The following is a 1133-nucleotide window of genomic DNA, read 5'->3' as shown; positions in this document are numbered from 1 at the left end:
CCTGCGCGGCACGGCCGCTACCACCATTCTTAACGAAGTGGTTGGGGCCAACGCCAGCCAGCTCAGGGGCTACACGGAAGTGGCCGGGCAGGCGGCGCGGGTCATTGTCGCCAACCCGTATGGCATCAGTTGCAACGGCTGCGGTTTCATCAATACCCCGCAGGTCACGCTGACCACCGGTAAACCGGTGCTGGATGCCTACGGGCAGTTGCAGCGTTTCAATGTGCAGGGCGGCAGCATATCCATCGATGGCGTGGGGCTGAACGCAGACAACGTCGACCAGTTCGACATCATCACGCGCAGCGCGAAGATCAATGCCGAGCTGCACGCCAAGCGCCTCAACATCATTGCCGGTCGTAACGATGTCGATGCGCAGACCCTCAATCCCACTGCCAAACCGGAACTGGCCGTCGACAGCTCGGCGCTGGGCGGTATGTATGCCGGCGCGATCCGTCTGGTGGGCACCGAGGCGGGTGTGGGCGTCAGGCTGGCTGGCGATCTGGCGGCCAGTGGCGGCGATATCCAGATTGATGCCAACGGCCATTTGAGCATGACGCAGACCGCGGCAAGCGGCGCTGTCACGGCCAGGGCCAGCAGTGCCGAAGTCAACGGCCCGGTCTATGCGGGGTCGTCATTGACCATGAGTGCCGCACGCGATGCGCTGAGCCTTTCCGCAGGCGGACAACTCAACAACTCGGCGGTGATCGAGGCGGGCGTCAATGCCGACAACAGCCGCAATGGTTCGGGTGATGTAACGCTGTCTGCCAACGGGTTGACCAACAGCGGCAGCATCACCGCCAGTCGCGCCTTGCAGGCCACCATTACCCAGACCCTGAACAACCAGGGTGCCACACTGAACGGGCAGTCTGGCCGAATTCTGAGCCAGGGCGGCACTGTCGATATCAACGCGTCTCAGGTGCTCAACAGCCAGAGCGGGCTGATCAGCAGCAATGGCACTATGACCATCACTGCGGGGTCGCTGGACAACAGCCAGCAAGGCAAGCTGTTCAGCAGCAGCGCTTTGTCCGCCCGTATTTCCGGGCCGTTGCTCAACCAGTTGGGACTTATCAGCGCCAATGGCGATCTGCTGCTCAACGCGGCAAGCGTGGACAACCGCAACGCGGAAATCTCCA

At 62.4% G+C, this 1133-nt stretch carries 1 protein-coding gene; it reads left to right on the top strand.

The features are described 5' to 3' along the window. The coding region (locus AO068_RS25180; RefSeq protein ID WP_152999770.1) for a filamentous hemagglutinin N-terminal domain-containing protein at nt 1-1133 on the top strand (1133 nt) is incomplete at both ends.

It is taken from the genome of Pseudomonas sp. ICMP 3272, assembly GCF_001466905.1.
Classification (GTDB): Bacteria; Pseudomonadota; Gammaproteobacteria; order Pseudomonadales; family Pseudomonadaceae; genus Aquipseudomonas; species Aquipseudomonas amygdali.
The sequence above is the reverse complement of the archived record's forward strand: the minus strand, read 5'-3'. Positions and strand labels throughout refer to the sequence as shown.